Source organism: Pseudomonas arabinosi (genome assembly GCF_047758675.1).
Classification (GTDB): Bacteria; Pseudomonadota; Gammaproteobacteria; order Pseudomonadales; family Pseudomonadaceae; genus Aquipseudomonas; species Aquipseudomonas arabinosi.
On sequence record NZ_CP180480.1, the window covers coordinates 6,410,036 to 6,431,810 of the forward strand.

Genomic DNA, 21,775 nt, shown 5'->3' on the forward strand with positions numbered 1-21,775 from the left:
CAACGCAACCGGACCTATGCTGCGGGTTTACCTGCAACCGCTTGAGCAACCACTCACTCAGGAAGATCAACATGAACGTATGGATAGCAGCCGTCCTGGCCGCCATGGTTTCTATGCCTGTACACGCCGCGACCGAGATCGCCCCTCATGTCGAGCAGGTCACCTTCAAAAAGAGCGCAGACACCATCAGGTTCGCCCGTTCCATCAAAGGCCCGCTCACCGCACAGTACCGTCTACACGCGAAGGCCGGCCAAATGATGACCGTGGACTTCAAGTCCTCCAATGCCTCTGCCTACTTCAACATCACCGCGAAAGGTGCGGACTATGCGTTGTTTAACGGATCGATCATGGGCAATCACTTTCTGGGCCCATTGCCCGCCGATGGCGAATACACCGTTCAGGTATACCTGATGCGCAACGCCGCTCGGCGTAATGAAGTGGCCAACTACAGCCTTTCATTAAGCCTCTCGGGTGATGCGACGGACAGCAACCAGCCGTTCGACCAGACACTTGAATTGCAGGGCATTGGCTTTCACGTGACGAGCGTGTCGGTCGATGGAAATCGTGCGATACGCATTGCACCGCAAGGTCTGGAAATCGATAACTCAGAGATCGTACGCCCCCTCACCGGCACCATCGTACGAGCAGAGGTCGCCGACCTTGATCGCAATGGCTCTCCAGAGATTTACGTCTTCACCAGGTCACCGGGGCGCGGGATGCCGGGCGAGCTCATTGCTTACGCTGCCAACCGCAAAAAGTCGCTTAGCGAGATTTATCTGCCACCTGTCAGCGAGAACCCGAAAACAGCGGTGGGTTACCAGGGCGAGGATGAGTTTGCCGTGGTGGAAAATGCGTTGGTGCAGCGGTTCCCGGTTTATGACAGCACGGATGCCGATGCGGGCAGGACGGGGAAAATCCGGCAGGTTCAGTACACGTTGAAGCCTGGTGAGGCCGGGTGGGTTTTGAGGGCTTTTGGGGTGACTGAGTATTGAAGGATGCTCGTTGGCGAAGTGGCTCCCGTTCGCCCCACGGTCAAAACCCAAACACTTCCGATGAAGACGCGGGGCCCTTCTACACTCATCTCTCACACGTCTAGAACACTCACCAAACGAGCGCACATGACCACCCTCAAAGACCGCTTGAAGCAAGGCAAGGATGCTCGCAAGAACTGCTCCCGCAGTTCACAGGCGTCCATGGGGAAAATAAATCGCGACCCTCTGCCGCTGATCAAAACGTCCAGTGAAGGCCGCATCAAGTCACTGGTCGAGTTGCGCTACGGCCGCATGCTGGTCTCGCCGTTCACCTTCTATCGCGGCAACGCCCTGCTGCAAGCCCACGACTTGGCCGGAACATCCAGCATGGGCCTGGTATCGCCCATCTGCGGCGACAGTCACCTGATGAACTTCGGCGGTTTTGCAACGCCGGAACGCAATCTGCTGTTCAGCGTCAGCGATTTCGACGAAGCCCATCCCGGCCCTTGGGAGTGGGACTTGAAACGGCTGGTGGCAAGTTTCGTGGTGGCCGCGCGCGACCTGCGCCATAGCGACACGGTCGAAGAAACGGTCTGCCGCCAGGTGGTCGGCGCCTACCAGCAGACCATGCTCGAATGCGCCGAACAAAGCGCCATGGAGACCTGGTACGAGTCCATCAGTTACCGTGATCTGCGGCAGCAGGCGAGCAAAGCGACACTTGAGCATGTTGAGCGCGCCATCGAAAAAGCCGAACGGCGTACCCATGCTGAACTGCTGCCGAAAATCAGTGAACGTGATGCACATGGCCGACTGATCATTCGCGATGACCTGCCGGAAATTTTCCATTTACACGACAACACCACGCTGCTGGATGCCGACGACGACTGGCTGCGCCTGTCGAACTGGCGTGCGCTTTACGACGCGTTCATGCGCGACTATCCCGGCACGCTGCAAGCCGACCGTCGCGAGCTGTTGTCGCGTTTTCATGCCCACGACATGGCGTTCAAAGTGGTCGGTGTGGGCAGCGTCGGGACTCGTTGCCTGGTGGCCCTGCTGACCGATGATCAGGAGTTCCCGCTGTTCCTGCAGTTCAAGGAAGCACGTCGTTCGGTGCTTGCCGATTATGTGAAGACTAAATCGCGGGTGCGGCATAACGGTCAGCGCGTGGTCGATGGCCAACGGTTGATGCAATCGGCCAGTGACCTGTTCCTCGGCTGGACCACCGGCCCCAGCGGGCGACACTTCTATGTGCGCCAGTTGCGCGACATGAAAGTCTCGGCTGAACTCGAGACGTTCGACGCTGAAACCTTCGCCGCCTACGGACGCGTTTGTGGCCGCGCGTTAGCCCGGGCCCATGCCAAATCGTCCGGGAACGCCGCACACATCAGCGGCTACATCGGTAAAAGCGATGCGCTGGCCGACGCGTTGTTCAAGTATGCGCAAAGCTACACTGGGCAGAATGAGCGCGACTTCGAACAATTCCAGCAGGCCTGCCGCAAGGGCCGTTTGCGGGCGCGCTCGGAAGCGGACTTTGCGGCGGATCATTTGCCGTAGGCGAGTCTCGGGGTGTGAAGCGGCGGGCGCTCATCGACATGAATTTTTCTTCACCCTACGACCTTTCACCAACGGGTACATTGCGCTCGCTCTTCAAGAAACTACGGTTTGCCCGCCCTCCCGCGGGCTTTTTTTTGCCTGCTGTTTTGTTTCCCCATGCACTAAAGAGTCAGTTTTTCGCCCCCTGCTTCAATCCCCTGACGCAAACCACTCCCAACACCACCATTGGGTGTACCATCAAACACTGTCCATCAGATATCAGTTAGCCATGTCCACGCTAAGCGATGAGAGCCGCCAGATCGTAGCTTCTCTGGCGCACCGCGTTGGCCCCAACGCTGACATTGCAACAGTCGCGCAAGCGATCGCATCAATATTGCAGGATATGGACGCAGCCCTCACGCCCATCATCGGCCAGCAAGGGGTTGCCGCGCTTTATCGCCGCAGCCTTCATCTGTGCGCCTCCAACCATCCACGTCTGGCCGGCACCTTTGACAGTGTGCAGGCCTCCCTGGATCTGACTGCCCTCAAGTCCGTACTCGTCGAGCAAAGCGAAGCCGATGCGCTGTTTTTCGGTGAAGTGTTGCTGACCACGTTTTACGAGCTGCTGACCACGCTGATCGGGCCCTCGCTCACCGCACGTTTGCTTCGTGGCGTGTGGGAACCTTCTTTGAGCGACACCCCTTCGCAGGAAAATTCGCCATGAGCACCAAAGTGACTATCAACCGCCTGGCCACCGGCGTGCCAGGACTGGACGAGGTGCTGGGCGGAGGATTGCCGGAGTTTTCGTTCAACCTGATCGCAGGTCCCCCTGGCTGTGGCAAAACCACCCTGGCGCATCAGATGATGTTCGCCCTGGCGACGCCCGAGCGCCCGGCGCTGTTTTTTACGGTGCTCGGCGAGCCGCCGCTGAAGATGTTGCGTTATCAGCAGCAATTCGACTTTTTCGACAGCGAAGCGATCAACCAGTCGATCCGCTACATAAACCTGGCCGACGACACCCTGGCCGGGAATCTGGACGAAGTGCTGCGGCGCATCGTCAGCGAGGTGGAGGCTCACTCCCCGTCACTGGTGTTCGTCGACTCGTTCCGTTCGGTGGTACTGGCCAGCCAGACCCAGGACAACCCGAACAACAACCTGCCGCAGTTCGTTCAGCAACTGGGCATGTTGATGACCACCTGGCAGGCGACGACCTTCCTGATTGGCGAGTATTTCACCGAAACCGACACCAACCCGATTTTCACCGTGGCCGATGGCCTGATCTGGCTGCGTCAGAGCGTTCAGCGCAATTCCATGGTGCGCAAGATGGAAATCATGAAGATGCGCGGCCAGCCGACGCTGCCAGGGCTGCACACCTTCCGCATCGCGACGTCGGGGATCAAGGTCTTTGCGCCTGCGGCACTCAACCCGGTTGAAGCCCCGCTGGAGTTCCCCGTCAAGCGCCTGAAAATGGGCGTGCCACAGCTCGACGAGATGCTGGGTGGCGGCCTACCCCGTGGTTATTCCTTGCTGGTGGCCGGCCCGTCGGGCTCGGGCAAAAGTATTCTGGCCGCGACCTTCCTCGCTGAAGGCGCGCGCAATGGCGAAACCGGCGTCATCGCGGTGTTTGAACAACGGCCCAATCACTCCCAGAACGCCACCCTTGCAGGCCTGATCCAGAGCGGACAGGTCGGTCTGGTGGACAGCCGTGCGCCGGATCTGTCCATCGATGAAATCGTCCAGTTGCTGCTCAGTGAGATCAAGCGACTGAAAGCCACCCGCGTGGTGATCGATTCGTTGTCGGGCTTCGAACTGGCGCTGGCGCCGACCTTCCGGGAAGACTTCCGCGAGTCGTTGTCGCGCATGGTCACTGCGTTGACGAGCGCCGGGGTCAGCGTGTTGATGACCTCTGAGCTGGAAGACCGCTACACCGACCTGCGTTTCAGCCCTTACGGAACGGCATTTCTCACCGATGCCATCATCGTTCAGCGCTACATCGAAGTGCAGAGCCGCTTGCTGCGCATCATGGCCGTGGTCAAGGTGCGGGCCAGCGCCCACTCCGATGAGTTGCGCCTGTATCGCATCGACAATGACGGTCTGCAGATCGGCGAGATGTTGCCGGATCAGGAGGGTTTACTCGGGGGCCGGCCAACCCGGCAGCTCAGCAAAAACGAGGTGTAAACCAGGACCATGACTGAGGCTAATAGCGCGAACGCGAAAACGATGGCCACCGTCGCTCGTGAGTTGTTCCTGCTCGGCCAGAAAACCGTAGAAGCGCGCGCAGTACTGGCCGCGCTGCAAAAAGAATTGAGCGATACCAACAACCGGCTGGTGGACGCCCAGCAAATCGAACAACTGGTTGAAGCCAATCAGCAATTGGTGCTGGCCATTCTCCTGGCGCAAACGGATGCGGAAAAACCTCATCGCTCACAGGAAGAACAGCGGCTGTTCCTGGAGATGCGCGAGGCCAACGCGCAATTGGTGATCGCGGCCCTCAGCGCACAAAACCTGCAAGCCTCGGCAGAACACACGCTGGCGCAGCAACGCAACATCCTCACGCTGGTCGCCCATGAACTGCGCAACCCGCTGACGCCCATCAGCATGATCGCCGGCCGACTGGTGCGGGTGCCCAGTGAAGAGCTGCCGCGCATGCAGGCGCTGATCGAAGGCCAGGTGCAGCACATGTCGCGGCTGGTGGACGATTTGCTCGACGTGTCTCGCGCCAGCACTGGCAAGCTGCGCCTCGATTGCCGGATCGTCGACATGGTGCAAATCATCCACGAAGCCATCGATGTTTGCCGCCCGGTAATGAACACCCGACACCTGCATTTCACCACCGAACTTCCCACGTGCGCGCTGTCGGTGAACGGCGACCCGGTGCGGCTCACGCAGATTCTCGGCAACCTGCTGGGCAATGCGGCCAAGTACACACCGGAGGGGGGCAATATCACGCTTTCGGTCACGGCCAAGGACGACGTGCTGGAGATGAACATTTGCGATAACGGCATCGGTATTTCCGCCCAGGCCCTGCCGTTTATCTTCGAGCCGTTTGTGCAGGACGTTCATGCCATCGGCTTCAACGGTGCAGGCCTTGGCATTGGCTTGACGGTGGTGCGCGAGCTTGTCGAAGCCCATGGCGGCACGGTGATCGGCATGAGCGACGGCGACGGCAAGGGCAGCACCTTTATCGTGACATTGCCGCTGACGATTTGAGTTTTCCCGCTGGCCAAGCAATGCTTGCGCGACGATCCCCGTGAACCGGAGCGCCCTATGCCGCTGCTATCCCTACCCTGCAAGCGCTTGACGCTGGCGGTGCTCGACCCTGAACAGGCGGCGCTCGAAAGCGACTTCTACCGGCGCAACCTGAGGCATCTCGCCCGGTGGTCGCCGATTCGCCCCGTCGATTACCACAGCCCTGAACGCATCCGCCCGCGCCTTGAGGTGCAAGCCAGCGCTTTCCAGGCCGGTCTGGCGGTACATTTCGCGCTGCTGGATCCGGACAACGGCCAGATGATCGGCGCCTGCAACTTCAGCGGCATCACTCGCGGGGCGTTTCAGGCCTGCTATCTCGGTTACCACATCGACGAATCTCATCAGGGCCGGGGCTTGATGCAGGAAGCACTGGAAGTGGGAATCGGCTACATGTTCGATGAGCAGAAACTGCACCGGATCATGGCCAATTACATCCCAGGCAATGAACGCAGCGCACGGCTGCTGGAGCGTCTGGGATTTGAACGTGAGGGCTACGCCAAGGCCTACCTGAGTATCGCCGGGCGCTGGCAGGATCATGTGTTGACGGCGTTGATCAATGATCGCTTTGAAAGTCCGGAACAGCGCTGGTCCAGGCCTCTCTCGTAATACTTCGTCTGCTCGGGCCCGCCCTTGAAGGTACTGAAGGTTATGCGGGTCGGCCGTCAGGCTTACTATTTTGTAAATCAATGAGCGGCTCAGCGATGGGTCGCGCAGCCTGTTGGAGCACCGGTTGCTCCAGCCGCGCTCGCCCATAGAACGCCAATGCTGTCAGCAAACACGCCAGCCATACGAAGATCCCGGCCCAGAACGTGTGGGACATGTAGTGCCAGCCTTGCAGAACCCGCGTGGTGCCATAGATGAAACCGAGCAGCAGCGAGCCGTACATCACCGCTTTGGAATAGCGCCAGCGGTAACGACGCGCCACGAAGTACAACGCCAGCATGGTGAAACCGCCTGAGGCATGTCCGCCCGGCCAGCAGCGACCGGGCCCAGCGACTTTCAACAGATCAAAATTCTGGTACCACTCCTTGTGCTCGATTTTCCCCGCGTACTGGGTGGTTTCGACCGGGCAGTACACGCTGGTGTGGCCCTTGAGGTAGTGGATCACACCGGTGCAGATGGAGAACGCGAACACCACATAGAGAAAGTCCCGGCGGTGCTTGGTGGCGAACCGAAGCACTGGCGCGACTTTGATTTTTTCCAGGAATGCGATGATTTTCGAATGCTTTTCGGCCTTCAGACGCGGCCACAGAAACGACAGCAAGGCGCCGACGATCGCTATCTCTCCGGTCCAGTTAGGAATGATCCGCGCCCATTTATGGGTGATCTTTTCGAACAGGTGAACATGATCCAGCGGAAACGTCTGCGTGACCGGGTCATAAAAAAGATCATTGAACGCGATGTCGATTTTGGTCAGGTCGAACAGCAGGAAAACCACGACCGCACAGGCCAGTGGAATACCAAAGTTCACCCAGTAAAAGCGGTAGCGGGAAGACGTCAGCATTGTGTGTCCTGATCCAGAAAGTGAATTCATTCGGTGGTCACCGAGCGCCAGTCCGAGGCTTCGATGAAACCGAGCATCCGTGGTGCCTGAGGCGTTTCGGCCGAGATAAACAAAGAAGCACCATAGCCCAGCGTAGAGGTTGGCAACTTGAGGTCTTTCTCCAGTTGCGACATGCATTCGCTGTGGGTCACCAGAAGCAGGTTTCGCCCGGCCACCTTGTGCGCCAGAGCGTCACGCAGCATGGTGCCCTTGCAATTGATCAACCATTCTTCACCGACCCCGACCTTGTTGAACATGTAGCCGGCGGTCTGCGCTGTACGGATCATGGGGCTGTTGTAGATATCGGCCTTGTTCAGCCCCAGTTGTTCGAACTGCGCACCAACACTCACCGCGACGCTGCGAGAGCGATCGGTAATGCCATCGTTACCGTTCAGGCAGGCGGCACTGGAGTGATCGCAGCGTTCGACGTGACGCACCAGCACGATCACATTGCCTTTGGCCCAATCGGCCGCCAACGCCCGGGCGCCGACTACATTGCCATGGGCCAGGTCCGGTACAGCGGCCGGCTGCAACAGCCACACCGTCAGTGGAATCACCAACAACGCCGAGGCGAGCACGACAGCCGCATTGCGATAGCGGGCAAAACGGCCCAGGTCAATCGAGCGTTTTATCCCGAACAGCCTCAGTCTCAATTCCACATCAAACCGCCTCGCCGGCACGCATTACTTTCATTCGGTGCGGCGAGAGTAAAGAGGCAGGCGTCGGCAGTCGGTGAAACGTTTGTGAAAAAAAGCTTAAGACCTGCACAAAAGCCTTGTTACACATCGGTCCTACAAAAACCATTCAGCTCTCGCAATTGCTGCCGATACAGTCCTGCTACACACCTTGCTGGCGACCAAAAACAACAATCTTCCAGCCAACTGACGATCTAGAAGCACAACGTTCCTGGAGGACTTTTGATGAATAGCTGGTTCGGCAATATCAGCGTGAACATGAAGCTGGGTCTGGGGTTCGGCCTGGTCCTGGCCCTGACCTGCGTCCTCGCCCTGACCGGCTGGACGAGCCTGGGCGGATTGATTGACCGCAGCAATTGGATGAGCGACATCACCCAGCTCAATGCCGGCCTGACCAAGCTGCGTGTGGTTCGCCTGCAATACATGCTGACCAACGGCGACGAAACCGCTGCACAGAACGTCCAGACCACGCTCGAGGCGTTCTCCGCTCAGCAACAAGCGCTGCTGGCGAAATTCAAGAGCCCGGATAACCTCAAGCTGCTCAAAGAGCAAGGCGCCGTCATCGACGCCTACAAGACGTCCCTGAACAAAATGCGCAGCGCGTACCGCACCGGTAACAGCGCGCGCGACACCATGGGCGCTAATGCCGAGACCGCGAACACGCTGATCAACGCCATCAACACCAACGTGCAGCAAATGCCTCTGAGCGACCAACGCTTCGAACAATTCCAGGCCATTACGGCGGCCAAGGAAGCGTTCTTGCTGGCCCGCTACGAAGTACGCGGCTACACCGCCACCACCAACGCCGAGACCGAGCAAAAAGCCGTCGGCCAACTGGACGTGGCGATCTCCAGCCTGAAACCCCTCAATGTGCATTTCGCCGACACTCAGCAAGACGCCCTGCGTCAGCTGGAAACCGCACTGACCAACTACCGCAGCGCTTTGCAGGCTTATAAAGCGGCGAACAGCGATGCGGTGCAGGCGCGCAAGGAAATGACCGAGCAGGGCGCCGCCATCGTGACCCTGAGCGACCAGCTGTATCAGATCCAGCTTGATCGTCGTGACGCCGAAAGCGCCCAGGCTCGCACGCTACAGCTGATCAGCACCTTGCTGGCGTTGCTGGTGGGCATCATTGCTGCAGTGATCATCACCCGCCAGATTACCGGCCCGCTGCGCGACACTTTGGCCGTGGTTGAACGCATCGCCAGCGGCGACCTGTCCCAGGACGTCAAAGTGACTCGCCGCGACGAACTCGGCGTGTTGCAACAAGGCATCGCTCGCATGGGCGTGACCTTGCGCGACTTGATCAGCGGCATCCGCGACGGCGTCACCCAGATCGCCAGCGCTGCCGAAGAGCTGTCCGCCGTGACCGAGCAAACCAGCGCCGGCGTGAACAGCCAGAAGATCGAAACCGATCAAGTGGCCACCGCCATGCACGAGATGACCGCCACCGTGCAGGAAGTCGCGCGCAATGCCGAAGAAGCCTCCCAGGCAGCGGCCGCTGCTGATGGCGAAGCCCGCGAAGGCGACAAGGTTGTGAACGAAGCCATCGCCCAGATCGAACGACTGGCCACCGAAGTGGCGCGTTCCACCGAAGCCATGAGCGTGCTGCAACAGGAAAGCGACAAGATCGGCAGCGTCATGGACGTGATCAAGGCCGTGGCCGAACAGACCAACCTGCTCGCACTCAACGCCGCCATCGAAGCGGCCCGTGCCGGTGAAGCCGGTCGTGGTTTTGCCGTGGTTGCCGACGAAGTCCGTGGCCTGGCTCAGCGCACGCAGAAATCCACCGAAGAAATCGAAGGCCTGGTGGCCGGTCTGCAGAACGGCACGCAACAAGTGTCGGCGGTGATGAACAACAGCCGCGCCCTGACCGACAGCAGCGTCGCGCTGACTCGCAAGGCTGGTGTGTCACTGGAAAACATCACCCGCACGGTGTCCAACATCCAGTCGATGAACCAGCAGATCGCCGCCGCCGCCGAGCAGCAAAGCGCCGTGGCTGAAGAGATCAGCCGCAGCATCATCAACGTGCGCGACGTGTCCGAACAGACCGCCGCCGCCAGCGACGAAACCGCTGCGTCCAGTGTTGAGCTGGCGCGGCTGGGCAATCAGTTGCAGATGATGGTCAGCCACTTCCGGGTTTGACGTTTACCTTGCGGTGAATGAAAGAACCAATCGCGAGCACGCTCGCTCCCACATTTAATCGGCGTCGAACACTTAACCGTGGAACGACGCAAACCATTGTGGGAGCGGCGGTGCGGCGATCCGACTTGCTCGCGATGGCGATCTAACAAACAACCGAGAGATTCGGTGTTACCCCAGTCTCAAACACTAATCGCATTGGTAAACACCAACCGATTCCCGAACGGATCACTGATCGTCATGTCCTGGCTACCCCATGGCATCGCCTGGATCTGTGGGTGCGCGAACTGATACTCCTTGGCCAGCAACTGCTGCTGGAACACTTCCAACTCATCAGTCTCGATCCGCAACGCCGAGCCCGGTGTGCTGTCGCCGTGATGTTCGGACAGATGCAGCACGCACTCACCACGGGAGACTTGCAGGTACAACGGAAAGTTAGGCTCGAAACGATGCTGCCAGTCGATCTTGAATCCCAGGAAGTCGACGTAGAACTCCACGGCCTTGATTTCATCGAAAATCCGCAGGATCGGGGTGGTTTTGCCGAAGCTCATGGAGTTGCTCCCAGACTGATAAGGCCCAGAGTGTAGCTGGGCGAGATGTCAGCGCTTCGGCTTGGCGATGGCTTTCTTTAGTCTCAATGTGCCATCACTGTGACGCAGCACTCGGAATGTTTACTGGAATCCATCACGCAAGTCCCCTTGCCGTGCCAGAAACCGCCCTTCCCTTCTTCCATTTGCCTGACCTTCGCTGTAACTCAAGACACCGTTGACCCAAACCCCATCGATACCTTCCGCCGCCCGTTGCGGATCATTGAAATCCGCCACATCGCGAATGGTCACAGGATCGAACAACACCAGATCCGCCCAATGCCCTTCACGAATTTCGCCACGTTCCTTCAAGCCAAATCGCGCCGCCGACAATCCGGTCATCTTGTGCACGGCGGTGTGCAGCGGAAACAGCCCCACGTCGCGACTGAAATGTCCGAGCACGCGTGGGAATGCGCCCCACAAGCGTGGATGCGGAAACGGGTCCTCCGGCAATCCGTCAGAACCCACCATCGACAGCGGGTGCGCGAGGATTCTTCTTACATCGGCTTCATCCATTCCGTAGTACACCGCGCCGGCCGGTTGCAGTCGTCGGGCAGCATCAAGTAGCGACACGCCCCACTCGGCAGCGATGTCCATCAGGTCACGGCCACCCACTTCAGGATGCGGCGTTGACCAGGTGATGGTGATGCGATGAGCGTCGGTGACTTGCTTGAGGTCCAGCGTCGATGAACTCGCCGCGTAGGGATAACAGTCGCAGCCTACCGGGTGGGTTTTCGCCGCCTGTTCAAGCGACGCCAACAGTTGCGGACTGCGCCCCCAGTTACCGGCGCCGGCACATTTGAGGTGGGAAATGATCACGGGCGATTTTGCATGACGGCCGATCAGGAACGCCTCATCCATGGCCTCCAACACCGGCTCGAATTCGCTGCGTAAATGGGTGGTGTAGACGGCGCCGAAGGCGGTCAGCTCTTCGGTCAGTTGCATGACTTCGTCGGTGGAAGCCGAGAACGCGTTGGCATAGGCAAGCCCCGTGGACAGGCCCAAGGCACCGGCCTCAAGACTGGCGCGCAGTTGCTCGCGCATCGCGCTGATTTCGTCCGGCGTGGCGGTGCGAAACAGATCGTCGAGGTGATTGCTACGCAGCGCCGTGTGGCCGACCAGTGCGGCCACGTTCAGCGTGGTGTTTGCCGCTTCAACGGCTGCGCGGTAGTCGCTGAACCTCGGATAGACGAACGCTGCTGCAGTGCCGAGCAGGTTCATCGGGTCGGGCGGATCGCCGCGCAAACTCACCGGCGAAGCGCTGATCCCGCAGTTGCCGACAATCACTGTGGTCACGCCCTGGCTGAGCTTGGGCAGCATTTGCGGCTGGCGGATCACCACGGTGTCGTCGTGGGTGTGCACGTCGATGAAACCTGGCGCCAACACGCGGCCGGCGGCGTCAATTTCTTCGGTGGCGCTGGCATCGTGCAAGTCGCCGATGCGCTCGATGCGGCCATTCAGAATCGCCACGTCAGCGGGATAACCGGGCACGTTGCTGCCGTCGATGATCAGGGCGTTGCGAATCAGCGTGTCGTACATCATGTCAGTCTCCCAGCGGCAAGTGATCGTCGCCGCCGCGGTAATCGTCGAGGGCGAGTTTGATCCGCCGCAGACGCTCTTGATTGTCTTCAGGATTGGCCAGCGCCAGCTCGGTGGCGAGCACGTCGATGGCCAGCAACATGCCGTAGCGCGCCGCCGTGGGTTTGTAGATGAACGAGGTCTCGACGCCTTGCAGCGGCAGCAGCACATCAGCCAATTGCGCCAGCGGCGAGTCGGCGCGGGTGATGGCGAGAATTCGTGCGCCGTAGCTGCGCGCCAGCTCGACGGCCTCGAGCAGTTCGGGGGTGATGCCGGTCAGCGAGCAGGCAATGACTGCGCGTTCGGCATCGAGACTGGCGGCGGTGACGCGCATCATCACCGGGTCGTGGCACACCGAAATCGGGTAGCCGAACCGCACCAGCCGCACTTGCAGTTCATCACTGCATAAGGTCGAGCAACCGCCCATGCCGAACGCATGAATCATCCGCGCCTTGCCCAGCAGTTTCACTGCATCGGCGAAACGCGATTCGTCGAAGGCCGACAGATGCTGGCGCAAGGTCGATTCGATATCGCCAACAATTTGCCCATAGAACGCCGACTGCTCGGGCGTGCCCGCCGGGTCCAAAAAACGGCTGCCGACGCCGCTGGCCTGGGCCAGTTGCAGGCGCAGATCACGCAAGTCGCGGCAGCCGACGGTGCGAGCAAAACGCGAGAGTGTGGCGGTGCTGACTTCCGCTCTCAGCGCCAGTTCATCGAGGCTGGCGGCGGAGGCAAATCCTACGTCGTCGAGCATCAGCCGAGCGATGCGTCCTTCGCCCGCGCTGAAGGAATCCTGACGGGCGCGGATCTGGTAGAGGATGTCCATGGCAGGCGGCTCCGGCTAAAGCAGATAAGAAAGACCCACGGTCAGACCGAAGGCGACCACCGAGATAATGGTCTCGAGCACCGTCCAGGTCTTGAAGGTCTGGGCGACGGTCATGTTGAAGTATTCCTTGATCAACCAGAAACCGCCGTCATTGACGTGGGAAAAGATAACCGACCCCGCGCCCGTCGCCAGCACCAACAGCTCCGGATGGGGATAACCCAGACCAATGGCAACCGGCGCGACGATCCCCGATGCGGTGGTCATGGCCACCGTGGCAGAACCGGTGGCGATGCGCATCAATGCAGCAAACAGCCAGCCCATCAACAGCGGCGACAGGTGGAATACCTGGGCCAGGCTGACGATCTGATCGGTGACGCCAGCGTCCACCAGAATCCGGTTCAAGCCACCGCCTGCGCCCACCAGCAAGGTGATGCTGGCGGTCGGTGCCAGGCATTCGTTGGTGAACTTAAGGATCGATTCGCGGTTGAAACCTTGGGCCAGACCGAGGGTCCAGAAACTCAGCAAAGTCGCCAGCAGCAAGGCGATCACCGAATTGCCGATGAACAACAAAAACTGATTGAAACCGCTGCCCGGCGTGGAAATCAGATTGGCCCAGCCGCCGATCAGCATCAGCACCACCGGCAGCAGAATGGTCGCCATGGTGATGCCAAAACCCGGCAGGCTGTCGCGCGGTTCACGCTCCAGAAACTGACGCTCCAGCGGGTTATCTTCCGGCAGTTGAATGCGCGGCACGATGAACTTGGCGTAGAGGGGGCCGGCGATGATCGCGGTCGGAATCCCGATCAGGATCGCGTAGAGCAAGGTCTGCCCCACCGAGGCCTGATAAGCCTGCACTGCCAGCATCGCCGCCGGGTGTGGCGGCACCAGCGCGTGGACCACCGAGAGCCCGGCGACCATCGGCAAACCGACCATCAGAATCGAAACGCCCACGCGCCGCGCCACGGTGAAAGCGATCGGTACCAGCAGTACAAAACCGACCTCGAAGAACAGCGGCAGTCCTACAAGAAAAGCGATGCAGACCATCGCCCAGTGGGCATTTTTCTCACCGAAGCGATCGATCAACGTTCGCGCCATCTGCTCGGCACCGCCAGACTCGGCCATCATCTTGCCGAGCATCGTGCCTAGCGCGACCACCAGCGCGATATGGCCCAGCGTCTTGCCGACGCCCGCTTCATACGCCCCCACCACGCCCGACGGCGGCATTCCGGCCAGCAGCGCCAGGCCGATGGACACCAGGGTGATGACAATGAACGGATTGAGCCGGTAACGGGCGATCAGAACGATCAGCGCGATGATGGCGATGGCGGCATAAACCAGCAGCCAATAGCCGAAGGACGGTGTCATGCGGTACTCCTCGAAAGGGTCACGTCGAATGGGTTGTGAAACTCATAAAACATTTCTAGGTGTAATTTTCAAACGAGGTGAAAGTAATTTTCGTGGAGGGATAAGGGTTGTCGCGCAGAGGTATGAGCGGTCGCAGGTTATGAAAATCGAGGGGCGTTTTTTACATGATCGCTCCCACTCTGCGTGGGAACGCTCACTCATCAACTTCAGTCGTGATTCACGCGGGCGCGCTTGAGCAGTTTCTTGCAGCGTTCGGACAAGTGCAGCACCCGCAGGTGCTTGCCGGCCTTGGTGTAGCGCTCGCGTAAGGTCTTGAGCGCGGCGATAGCCGAGTAGTCGACGAAGCTCATGTGGCGACAGTCGATCGTCACCACGGACGGGTCATTGGCAGGATCGAATTGGTTGAGAAAAGGCGTAGTCGAGGCGAAGAACAGCGTGCCATGCAGAAGGTAAAGCTTACTGCCATCGGCTTCGAGGTGACTGTCGGCATAAAGCTCGCGGGCCTGCTGCCAGGCGAAGTTGAGCGCCGCAATGATGATCCCGCAGAGCACGGCGGTGGCCAGATCGGTGAACACTGTAATCACCGTTACCGCGATGATCACCAACACGTCGTTCAGCGGCACCTTGTTCACTACCCGCAACGAGGCCCAGGCGAAGGTCTGCTGCGACACCACGAACATCACCCCGACCAATGCCGCCAGCGGGATGCGCTCGATCAGCGGCGAAAGGAAGAGGATGAACAGCAAGATCAGCACTCCGGCCACCACACCGGACAGCCGACCGCGACCGCCGGAACTGAGGTTGATCACCGTCTGGCCGATCATGGCGCAGCCGCCCATACCGCCGAATACACCAGAAACCATGTTGGCCGCGCCCAGCGCCACACACTCGCGATCAGGATAGCCACGGCTCTCGGTGATCTCATCGGTGAGGTTCAGGGTCAGCAGGGTTTCCAGCAGGCCGACCAACGCCATCAATATCGCGTAGGGCGCGATGATGTGCAGGGTTTCCAGGCTCCAGGGGATGTCTGGCAGCGCAAACGTCGGCAAGCCGCCGGCAATGTGCGCCATGTCGCCCAAGGTGCGGGTCGGCAAGCCGAGCAGATAAACCGCCAGCCCAACACCCAGAATCGCCACCAGCGCCGGCGGCACGGCGCGCGTCAGGCGCGGCAGCAAGTAAACGATGGCCATCGTCACGGCAACCAGCCCTGCCATCAGGTACAGCGGTGTGCCGCTGAGCCAGACGTCACCGCTCTTGAAGTGTTCCAGTTGCGCGAGGGCAATGATGATTGCCAGACCGTTGACGAAGCCGAGCATCACCGGGTGCGGCACCATGCGCACCAGCTTGCCCAGTTTCAGCAACCCGAACGCCAGCATGATCAGCCCACCCAGCAATACGGTGGCCAGCAAGTACTGCACGCCGTGCTGCACCACCAACGCGACGATCACCACGGCCATCGACCCAGCGGCGCCAGACACCATGCCCGGCCGCCCACCGAAGAGCGCGGTCAGGGTGCAAATGATGAAAGCGCCGTAAAGCCCCATCAATGGATTGAGGTGAGCAACCAGCGCGAAGGCGATGCATTCGGGTAGAAGAGCGAAAGACGTGGTGAGCCCGGCCAGGACATCGGCGCGCAGACGTGTTGATTTCATGGATTACCCAAAGATACAGGTCGCAGGAAGTGACCAAAAAAGAGGGTGCGGATGTTACGGAATTGAGGGCAACACGGCCAGTTGTTGGGCTGCTGAAAACGCCTTCGCGAGCAAGCCCGCTCCCACATTTGATCGCCACTCGACACAGATTTTGTGTACGACGGAGATCCACTGTGGGAGCGGGCTTGCTCGCGAAGGCAGCGACTCGGTTAAAGCGAACTCAAACCATCTCGTCACGAATCCATTCAACCACCGATGTCCGCTTCGGCGCCCAGCCCAGCAACTCCCGCGCATGTTTACCGCGAACCCGGCTGTTGGAGCCCAGGCCATAGTTGGCCATTTCATAACCCCACTCGGCTTCGGCATCCTTCAGCGGCCAGTCTTGTGGCTCACCCAGATTCAGCGCTTGGGCAATCGCAGTGGTCATGTCGATGAACGATGCTTCACCGCTTTCGACGAAGTAGAAGGTGCCCGGTACGTTTTTGGTCAGCGCCAGCAAGTACAGGGAAACCACGTCTTCGATGTGCACGTTGGACCAGATGTTCTGGCCGGTGCCGACATGCCGGACCACACCACTTTTACGCGCCTGTTTCAGCAAACGCGGGAGCTGCACGCTGTCGCGATTGACGCCCAGGCTGTGGCCGTAGATCAGGGTGTTGCAGATGACTGCCGAGTTCACCCCGTCCTTTGCGGCGGCGAGGATCAGGTTGTCGATGGCCACGCGAGCAGCCTTGTCGACAGTCGGTGCCGGCAGGTTGTCTTCGTAATAGATAACGTCGCTGGATTTGCCGCCCGACGCATCGCCGACGATGCTCGAGCCGCTGGTGTGCAGGAACACTTTGTTGGAACCGCGAAGTGCATCGAGCAACGCTTCTACCGCGCCGCGATGGTCGCTGCTGGCGGCGTTGATCACGGCGTCGGCAGCGCGGGCCTGTTCGGCCAGCAGTGCGCTGTCGTCAAGCGTGCCGAGCACCGGGGTGATGCCCAGTTCGCGCAATTCATTAGCTTGTTCGGTGCTGCGCACCAGACCGGTGACCTTGTGACCCGCCTGGACCAGACCGGTTGCGATGGACCCACCAATGAAACCCGCGGCGCCGGTAATGAATACGTTCATGGAGAAACTCCCTGCGTTAATAAGTGATGCATCCAGTATCGAGGACCGATGCTTGTGGAAACAGACAGCGCTGCCCAAATCACTCTTGCGCAGGGGTCACGAATCAGCCCTTGAAGTCCGCGTTCGCGTAAGCCGCCAACTTGCCCTGGATGAAATCCAGGAAGCACTGAATCCGCAGGGCAAGTTGCGAGTTGCGGTAGTAAACGGCATTGATCGGCTGGCGATAACCGCTGTTGAAATCCGCCAGCAGCACCTGCAAACGTCCGGCGCGGATGTCATCAATCGTCATGAAGTGCGACAGACAGGCAATGCCCTGACCTTCCAGCGCCAAGTGCCTGATCGTCTCGCCGCTGGAGGCGCTGATTGACGCCTGAATCGGCCAGCGATCACCGTGAACGTAACGCAGCGGCCATTGGTTGAGGCCCTCGTTCTGGGTAAAGCCCAGCAGCGTGTGCCCGGACAAATCCGCCACTTCAGCCGGCACGCCGTGTTTTTCAAGATAGGCCGGGCTGGCGACGATGTGCAGCGGACTGCAACCCAGAGATCGAGCGTGCAAGGTCGAGTCGGCGAGCGTGCCGATACGGATGGCGATGTCGGTGCTTTGTTCCAGCAAATCGATGATCAAATCATTGCTGTTGAGTTCCAGTTGGATGTCCGGATAGAGCCGGCGGAACTCGTCGATGTACGGCACGATGGCATGCAGCATGAACGGCGATGCGGCATTGATCCGCAGACGCCCGGACGGGGTTTGCTGGCGTGAGGTCAGGCGCTCTTCGAGCTCGTCCATCTGATCGAGAATCAGCTTGGCGTGCTCGAAGAAGTACTTGCCCTCTTCGGTCAGGTCCATGCGCCGCGTGGTGCGATTGATCAGCGTGGTATCGAGTTTCGCCTCCAGCCGCGACAGTGTGCGGCTGACCGCTGAAGGCGTTTGCCCGACCTGTTCGGCCGCAGCGGAAATCGACCCGCATTCAATCACGCAGACGAAAATCTGCAACTCATCGGATCTGGCTTTCACGGGTGCCCCTCATTCAAAACTGGCTTGATAGTAGCTGGATGCGGGGCAAAAGGAACCTTACGCCGGCAGACCGAACACCTCGGTCAAATGCTGCTCATAGCGCGCCACATCAGCCTCGATGTTCGGGCGCTTCATCACATCGACAGCCAGGAACGTCGGCAAACCGGTCATGCCGAGGAACTCGTTGGCCTTGTGGAACGGGAAGTACACCGCGTCCACGCCCTTGGCTTCGAAGAAGTCGGTCGGGTCGTCGAAGGCTTGCTGCGGCGCGTTCCAGGTCAGGGACAACATGTATTGCTTGCCCTGCAACAGGCCACCGCTGCCGTACTTTTGCGACGCGTCGGAACGCGTGCGGCCGTCGCTGGCGTAAAGGCTGCCATGGCCTTCGGTGAAGACTTCGTCAATGTACTTCTTGACGGTCCAGGGCGCGCCCATCCACCAGCCGGGCATCTGATAAATGATCACGTCGGCCCAGAGGAATTTGGCGACTTCTTCGGCGACGTCGTAACCCTCATCGATGAAGGTGGCTTTCACGTCGACACCGCCGCGATCCAGCACGCTCAGCGCGGCTTCATGCAGGGTGGCGTTGTAGCGGCCATCGGAGTGGGCAAACTTTTTGCCGCCATTGAGCAACAGGACTTTTTTCATGGGAAGTCTCGGAAGGTTGGAATTCGATGGCGGCAGAGTAGCGATCTGCCTCGCGCGGAATAAGCGCCGAATTCACAAAATTCATTTGACCAATACGCACGAATCGACAGGCGATTGTTGCCATACACTTGCGCCGATTCTGAACTTGAGGAGATTTCTGATGAGTGAAATGCAAGGCTTCATCCTGCACGCCAAGACCCGCCCGGAAAAATCTGACGCCTTTGAGGCGTTTTTCAGCGGCTATGTGGGAGCGAGCCGCGCCGAGCCAGGTTGCATCGAGTACCACATGCTGCGCGACAAACAGGACCCGACGCTGTTTATCTTCTACGAGATCTGGCAGTCCCAGGCTCACCTCGACGTGCACTCGAACCTGCCGCACATGAAGCAGTTCCTCGAGCAGCGCGATGAATACCTGGAACGGGATTTCGATATCCACGCCATCGACATGCTCAGCCCGTCGTCCGCTACCCGCTGATCAGCAAATGGCCGCCGAGCACGCCCAGGCCGATGAAAAACACACGCTTGAACAGCACGCCGCTGATCCGCTGGCGCAGCCATTGCCCCAGCAACATGCCGAGCACCGCCGGGATCAGCGCCAGCAACGACGCAATTAACTCGCCACCGCCCAGTGCGTCGCGCCATAACAGGCCGGCGGCCAAGGCCAGGGTCGAGACGGTGAACGACAGACCCAGCGCCTGCACCAGTTCATCCTTGCTCAAGCCCAAGGCTTGCAGATAAGGCACGGCGGGAATCACGAAAACACCGGTGGCCGAGGTGATGACGCCCGTCAACAGGCCGCAACAAGGACCGAGCCAACGCTCGGTGTGACGGCCGACACGCAAGGTCGGCAAAAACAATCCGCTCAACGCATAGAGCAACAACGCAGCACCCAATCCCCGCACCACCCAATGACCACCGGCCATGCCGACCCACAACGTGCCGGCCCCGGTACCGATGAAGATCGCCAGCAACATCGGCCACAACCGTTTGATCAACCCTCGCAGATGCCCCCCGAATGCCAGTTGCCAGACATTGGTGAGGGTTGCGGGGATGATCAGCAGCGCGGCAGCCTGCGACGGCGCCATAGCCAGACCGAGCAAACCCATCGCGATGGTTGGCAGACCGAGGCCGATCACGCCCTTGATCATGCCGGCCAGCAGAAAGGTAGCAATGACCATCAAGGAAAGGGCCAGACCGAGGTTTTGATAGAACGCGGCGAGAGTATTCATGGCGCTATCGTGAGCCCGGATTGGCGGCTTGAAAATCTGCCATATACTGAGGCAGCCTCTTGCTTGGCAAGAGGCTCGATCTTCGGGACACAACATGCACTTCGACCTGACCGACCTGCGCCTCTACCTGAACATCCTCGACAGCGGCAACATCACCGCCGGCGCCGCTCGCAGTCATCTGTCCCTGGCGGCGGCGAGTGCGCGCATCCGCGCCATGGAGGCTTCGTTGGGGATCGAGTTTCTGCAACGCGGTCGCCGCGGTGTCAGCCCGACGCCGGCCGGCAAGGCCCTGGCGCAACACGCCCGCGTCCTGCTGCAACAGGCAGAACGCATGCAGCAGGATCTGGCCGAATACGCCAAGGGCGTCAAAGGTCAGGTGCGGTTGTTGTGCAACACCACGGCGATCACCGAATACCTGCCGGAGTTGCTCGCGGACTTTCTTCGCGACCACCCCAACCTCGACATCGATCTGCAAGAGTTGCCCAGTGCCCGCATCACCCATGCCTTGCGCCAAGGTGCGGCAGACCTGGGCATCGTCTCGGACGCCGTGGACACCGATGACCTGCAAACCCGCCCGTTTCGCGACGATCCGCTGGTGCTGATCCTGCCCCGCGATCATCCCTTGGCACACGCAGGTGTCGTGAGCTTCAGCGACACCTTGCACCACGACTACGTTGGTCTGAACGCCAACAGCGCGTTGGCGGTGTACCTGGAAGAACAGGCGCTGCACACCGGGTCACGTATGCAAATCCGCATCCGTGCCGACGGTTTTGAGGGTGTGATGCGCATGGTCGCACGGGGAGCCGGGCTGGCGATCGTGCCCCTCGCGGCGGTTGAGCGCAGGCGTGGTGAACAATCCTTCAAGAGTCTCGCCCTGCAAGAACCTTGGGCCACGCGCAAACTGTTGCTCTGCGCTCGGGATTTCACCGCCTTGCCCGGTTACGCCAAGGCCTTGCTGCACGCCTTGACTCTCCCCTGAGGGGCAGACTTTACCCTTGAGTTTTCATCTTCAAGGACAGAGACGATGGGCAAACGAATTCTGGTGATTCTGGGTCATCCGGCGAGCAACAGTTTCTGCGGCGCACTCGCCGAACGTTACGCCCAGTCGGCGGTGCGCGCCGGGCATGAGGTGCGCCAGTTGTTTCTGGGCGCAATGGACTTTGACCCGGTGCTGCGTGAAGGTTATCAACAGGTACAGCCGCTGGAAGCCGATTTGCGTCAGGCGCAGACCGACATTCTATGGGCCGAGCACCTGACACTGGTTTATCCGATCTGGTGGGGCGGAATTCCGGCGTTGCTCAAGGGCTTTTTCGATCGAGTGTTCCTGCCGGGTTTCGCGTTCAAATACCGCGAAGGCAAAGCCTTTCCCGAGAAACTCCTGCAAGGTCGCAGCGCCCATTTGCTGGTGACCATGGACACGCCACCTTGGTATTACCGCTGGATCTATCGCATGCCTGGACTGCACCAGGTACGCAAAACCACGCTCGCGTTCTGCGGCATCGAGCCACAACGCACGCTCACGTTCGGCCCGATTCTCGGTTCCAGCGCTGACCAGCGTGAAACCTGGTTGCTGCAGGCCCAGGCTATCGCCAGCCGCTGAGTCTGCCGATAATGCACCGGGCTACCAC

General features: G+C 59.9%; 21 protein-coding genes and 1 pseudogene. 11 read left to right on the plus strand and 11 right to left on the minus strand.

Annotated elements, in window-relative coordinates:
- Window positions 1-71: 71 nt before the first annotated feature.
- From ACMXYJ_RS29810 to rimJ, 6 genes are all read left to right on the plus strand, one after another.
- Window positions 72-992, plus strand: coding sequence for a hypothetical protein (locus ACMXYJ_RS29810; RefSeq protein ID WP_415758013.1), 921 nt, complete (start codon window positions 72-74; stop codon window positions 990-992).
- A 126-nt stretch (window positions 993-1,118) separates the two neighbouring features.
- Window positions 1,119-2,525 carry a DUF2252 domain-containing protein gene (locus ACMXYJ_RS29815; RefSeq protein WP_415758014.1) on the plus strand — a complete coding sequence of 469 codons (1,407 nt, stop codon included), beginning with the start codon at window positions 1,119-1,121 and terminating at the stop codon, window positions 2,523-2,525.
- A 268-nt stretch (window positions 2,526-2,793) separates the two neighbouring features.
- Entirely contained in the window at window positions 2,794-3,228 is a 435-nt protein-coding gene (locus tag ACMXYJ_RS29820) for a hypothetical protein (RefSeq protein WP_415758015.1), read from the plus strand.
- Window positions 3,225-4,682 carry an RAD55 family ATPase gene (locus ACMXYJ_RS29825; RefSeq protein WP_415758016.1) on the plus strand — a complete coding sequence of 486 codons (1,458 nt, stop codon included), beginning with the start codon at window positions 3,225-3,227 and terminating at the stop codon, window positions 4,680-4,682. Before ACMXYJ_RS29820 ends, ACMXYJ_RS29825 begins: the two co-directional genes overlap by 4 nt.
- A gap of 9 nt (window positions 4,683-4,691) precedes the next feature.
- Window positions 4,692-5,714 carry a sensor histidine kinase gene (locus ACMXYJ_RS29830; RefSeq protein ID WP_415758017.1) on the plus strand — a complete coding sequence of 341 codons (1,023 nt, stop codon included), beginning with the start codon at window positions 4,692-4,694 and terminating at the stop codon, window positions 5,712-5,714.
- Window positions 5,715-5,771: 57 nt separating this feature from the next.
- Complete coding sequence (rimJ, locus tag ACMXYJ_RS29835; protein ID WP_415758018.1) at window positions 5,772-6,359, plus strand: ribosomal protein S5-alanine N-acetyltransferase; 588 nt, start codon at window positions 5,772-5,774, stop codon at window positions 6,357-6,359.
- 40 nt (window positions 6,360-6,399) lie between these two features.
- On the opposite strand, the gene ACMXYJ_RS29840 is transcribed toward rimJ, so the two are convergent.
- Window positions 6,400-7,257 (minus strand): phosphatase PAP2 family protein, encoded by an 858-nt coding sequence (locus ACMXYJ_RS29840; protein ID WP_415758019.1) that lies wholly within the window; start codon window positions 7,255-7,257, stop codon window positions 6,400-6,402.
- Window positions 7,258-7,283: 26 nt separating this feature from the next.
- Window positions 7,284-7,955 (minus strand): histidine phosphatase family protein, encoded by a 672-nt coding sequence (locus ACMXYJ_RS29845; protein ID WP_415758020.1) that lies wholly within the window; start codon window positions 7,953-7,955, stop codon window positions 7,284-7,286.
- 396 nt (window positions 7,956-8,351) lie between these two features.
- On the opposite strand from ACMXYJ_RS29845, the pseudogene ACMXYJ_RS29850 reads away from it, so the two are divergent.
- Window positions 8,352-9,230, plus strand: a pseudogene (locus ACMXYJ_RS29850) (methyl-accepting chemotaxis protein); the annotation flags it as partial.
- A gap of 201 nt (window positions 9,231-9,431) precedes the next feature.
- On the plus strand, window positions 9,432-10,136 hold the full coding sequence (locus ACMXYJ_RS29855; protein WP_415760824.1) for a methyl-accepting chemotaxis protein: 705 nt from the start codon (window positions 9,432-9,434) through the stop codon (window positions 10,134-10,136).
- A 179-nt stretch (window positions 10,137-10,315) separates the two neighbouring features.
- Here ACMXYJ_RS29855 and ACMXYJ_RS29860 read toward each other — a convergent pair whose 3' ends face one another.
- The 8 genes from ACMXYJ_RS29860 to ACMXYJ_RS29895 all read right to left on the minus strand — a co-directional run bounded on the left by ACMXYJ_RS29860 (window position 10,316) and on the right by ACMXYJ_RS29895 (window position 18,918).
- Window positions 10,316-10,684 carry a glyoxalase superfamily protein gene (locus ACMXYJ_RS29860; protein WP_415758021.1) on the minus strand — a complete coding sequence of 123 codons (369 nt, stop codon included), beginning with the start codon at window positions 10,682-10,684 and terminating at the stop codon, window positions 10,316-10,318.
- A 120-nt stretch (window positions 10,685-10,804) separates the two neighbouring features.
- Entirely contained in the window at window positions 10,805-12,262 is a 1,458-nt protein-coding gene (locus tag ACMXYJ_RS29865) for an N-acyl-D-amino-acid deacylase family protein (protein WP_415758022.1), read from the minus strand.
- 1 nt (window position 12,263) lies between these two features.
- A complete protein-coding gene (locus ACMXYJ_RS29870) occupies window positions 12,264-13,124 on the minus strand; it encodes a MurR/RpiR family transcriptional regulator (protein WP_415758023.1) in 861 nt (286 codons plus the stop codon).
- Window positions 13,125-13,139: 15 nt separating this feature from the next.
- On the minus strand, window positions 13,140-14,489 hold the full coding sequence (locus ACMXYJ_RS29875; RefSeq protein ID WP_111450494.1) for a GntP family permease: 1,350 nt from the start codon (window positions 14,487-14,489) through the stop codon (window positions 13,140-13,142).
- 206 nt (window positions 14,490-14,695) lie between these two features.
- Window positions 14,696-16,141 carry a SulP family inorganic anion transporter gene (locus tag ACMXYJ_RS29880; RefSeq protein ID WP_415758024.1) on the minus strand — a complete coding sequence of 482 codons (1,446 nt, stop codon included), beginning with the start codon at window positions 16,139-16,141 and terminating at the stop codon, window positions 14,696-14,698.
- A 220-nt stretch (window positions 16,142-16,361) separates the two neighbouring features.
- Entirely contained in the window at window positions 16,362-17,255 is an 894-nt protein-coding gene (locus tag ACMXYJ_RS29885) for an NAD-dependent epimerase/dehydratase family protein (protein ID WP_415758025.1), read from the minus strand.
- 103 nt (window positions 17,256-17,358) lie between these two features.
- A complete protein-coding gene (locus ACMXYJ_RS29890; RefSeq protein ID WP_095129547.1) occupies window positions 17,359-18,270 on the minus strand; it encodes a LysR family transcriptional regulator in 912 nt (303 codons plus the stop codon).
- A gap of 57 nt (window positions 18,271-18,327) precedes the next feature.
- Window positions 18,328-18,918, minus strand: coding sequence for an NAD(P)H-dependent oxidoreductase (locus tag ACMXYJ_RS29895; protein WP_415758026.1), 591 nt, complete (start codon window positions 18,916-18,918; stop codon window positions 18,328-18,330).
- 160 nt (window positions 18,919-19,078) lie between these two features.
- Here ACMXYJ_RS29895 and ACMXYJ_RS29900 point away from each other — a divergent pair, with 160 nt between their 5' ends.
- Window positions 19,079-19,393, plus strand: a complete 315-nt coding sequence (locus tag ACMXYJ_RS29900; protein WP_415758027.1) for a putative quinol monooxygenase — start codon at window positions 19,079-19,081, stop codon at window positions 19,391-19,393.
- Here ACMXYJ_RS29900 and ACMXYJ_RS29905 read toward each other — a convergent pair.
- Window positions 19,383-20,147, minus strand: coding sequence for a sulfite exporter TauE/SafE family protein (locus ACMXYJ_RS29905; protein WP_415758028.1), 765 nt, complete (start codon window positions 20,145-20,147; stop codon window positions 19,383-19,385). The two genes, ACMXYJ_RS29900 and ACMXYJ_RS29905, sit on opposite strands and share 11 nt — an antisense overlap.
- Before the next feature lie 94 nt (window positions 20,148-20,241).
- Between ACMXYJ_RS29905 and ACMXYJ_RS29910 the strand changes: the two genes are divergently transcribed.
- Window positions 20,242-21,126 carry a LysR substrate-binding domain-containing protein gene (locus ACMXYJ_RS29910; protein WP_415758029.1) on the plus strand — a complete coding sequence of 295 codons (885 nt, stop codon included), beginning with the start codon at window positions 20,242-20,244 and terminating at the stop codon, window positions 21,124-21,126.
- A gap of 45 nt (window positions 21,127-21,171) precedes the next feature.
- Window positions 21,172-21,747 (plus strand): NAD(P)H-dependent oxidoreductase, encoded by a 576-nt coding sequence (locus tag ACMXYJ_RS29915; protein WP_415758030.1) that lies wholly within the window; start codon window positions 21,172-21,174, stop codon window positions 21,745-21,747.
- Window positions 21,748-21,775: the final 28 nt, after the last annotated feature.